The organism is Moorena sp. SIO3B2, assembly GCF_010692525.1.
In the GTDB taxonomy this organism is placed as follows: Bacteria; Cyanobacteriota; Cyanobacteriia; order Cyanobacteriales; family Coleofasciculaceae; genus Moorena; species Moorena producens.
This window is the reverse complement of sequence record NZ_JAAHHE010000663.1, coordinates 1-2,407: the sequence shown is the minus strand read 5'-3', so window position 1 is coordinate 2,407 and position 2,407 is coordinate 1. Positions and strand designations below refer to the sequence as shown.

At 44.3% G+C, this 2,407-nt stretch carries 1 protein-coding gene; it reads left to right on the top strand.

From position 1 onward, the window contains the following. Positions 1-582 precede the first annotated feature (582 nt). Positions 583-2,301, top strand: coding sequence for a group II intron reverse transcriptase/maturase (ltrA, locus tag F6K38_RS39500; protein WP_287360360.1), 1,719 nt, complete (start codon positions 583-585; stop codon positions 2,299-2,301). The last annotated feature ends 106 nt before the right edge of the window (positions 2,302-2,407 follow it).

Genomic DNA, 2,407 nt, shown 5'->3' with positions numbered 1-2,407 from the left:
GTGGGTGCGATTCGTTGGCTATAAACCTTGCCCTATAAAGGATTGGGGGGGATTAGCCGCAAGGTACTGAACCTTGACAACTTGATAACCATGGTGGTGAAATACCACCCCTCGTGAAATCCGAGTGACAGCCCTACCCCTACTTCAGAACTTAACAACCCTGGAGTAAAGCGGGGTCGAACAGTGAAGCACTACTAGCCTAAGGTGGTGTTAGTAACAGGCAATAGAACTCACGGGTACGAAAGAAAGATACGTCAAACCATCGTTACTGTCAAGTAGCGAAATAAGGCTGAAAACGCTACAGACCAAATAGTCAAAGGAATAAAAAAAGGATTATAAGGTTCCACTCCCTTATAATGATTTCCCTAATTTCCCGGTGGAGAGTATCACCCTAAAAGTTCACAGAATGGTTATCAGGAACGAAGTAACCACACAGGTACTCTCAGTAAGGTCGATTACTGAGTAGGTAGTTAGCCCCATGGCCTGTGATGGAAAGATTGAGTCAGAAGCCAACGCCTAGGGTAATGCCTAGGATATGCTGACGGATTCACGTTATAGGAATAAGTATAGCTAGGAGTAGCGATGAATACGTCTAATACTCGGGGGTTCGCCCCACAGTCGGAATGGAATCGGGTCGATTGGCGCAAGCTAGAACGAACCGTATTTAAGTTGCAAAACCGGATATACCGAGCCTCTCAACGTGGCGATGTTCGCGTGGTAAGAAAGCTGCAAAAGACTCTGATGAAGTCCTGGTCGGCAAAGATGATAGCAGTTAGGAAGGTAACCCAACAAAATAAAGGCAAAAAGACTGCCGGAATAGACGGACGTAAAGCCCTCACAGGAAAGAAACGTCTCGCCTTAGTAGCCAGCCTTAAAATTTACAAACGACCTCAACCCACCCGCCGAGTCTGGATTCCCAAGCCAGGTCGAGATGAAAAGCGTCCCCTAGGGATACCTACCATCTATGACCGAGCACTACAAGCTCTAACCAAACAAGGGTTAGAACCCGAATGGGAAGCACGTTTTGAACCTAATTCATACGGATTTAGACCAGGACGGTCATGTCATGATGCCATCGTAGCTATACATAACGGAATCAATAAAAAACCCAAATGGGTACTAGATGCCGATATCTCAAAATGCTTCGATAAAATCAACCATGATGCTCTTCTGTCAAAATTAAATACCTACCCATCCATGAGACGACTAATCAAAGATTGGTTAAAAGCCGGTGTAATGGATGAAGGAACATTCTCCCCTACAAATGAGGGCACTCCCCAAGGTGGAATCATATCACCACTTCTGGCGAACATAGCCCTCCACGGAATGGAAAATCGGATAAAAAAATACGCTGAAACTCTGCCTGGACGCAAACAGGCAAATAAAAAGGCACTAAACCTTATTCGATATGCAGATGATTTTGTAATTATGCACAAAGACCTAGCCGTGGTAGAAGAATGTCAAAGAATCATCAACGATTGGCTAAATGACATTGGCTTGAAATTGAAACCTAGTAAAACCAAAGTGGTTCACACTGCCGAAGGATTTGATTTCCTTGGATTCAATATCCGCCAATATAAAGCAGGCAAGAACCACTCCAAACAAGGATTCAAGACCATCATCAAACCATCCAAGAAAAGCGTAAAAGAGTATTATGAGCGACTCTCTACCACAATAGATAAACACAGAGCCGCTCCCCAGATAGCTTTAATCAAGCATCTAAAACCTATTGTACGAGGATGGTGTAATTACTACAGCCCCGCTTGTAGCAAAGAAACCTACTCAGACATCGATTCCATGCTCTGGAACAAACTTCAAAGATGGGGATACAGGAGGCATCCCAACAAATCAAAAACCTGGGTGAACAAGAAATACTGGGGGACTAAGGTTGAAAAACCCAAGAAACCTTGGGACGCACCGAAAGTAGATAACTGGGTATTCATGACTGATAAGGAGAATTACCTCCCTAAACACGCCAAAACAAAAATTGTAAGGCACATCAAAGTCAAAGAATCCAGAAGTCCATTTGACGGCGACCTAATCTATTGGAGTACCCGGATGCAGAAACATCCCGAAATAACCGCTCAATTGGGAAGACTTTTGAAACGGCAAGACGGGAAATGCGCTCACTGTGGTCTCACCTTCAGGGATGGAGATTTAATTGAAATGCATCACATAATACCACGCTCACTCGGTGGAACAAACCTCGACCAAAATTTAGAACTGCTCCACCTACACTGCCACGATATAAAGCACGGAAAGAAAGTCAACTATTCAGAGTTAGATGAAAATCCGTTCTAGAGGTACCAATGACAATGGTTCCTATGATGAGGAGCCGTATGAAGGGAAACCTTCACGTACGGTTTTGAAGACGAGTCGGAGGGGCGACTCTCCGGCTTAGTTTAAT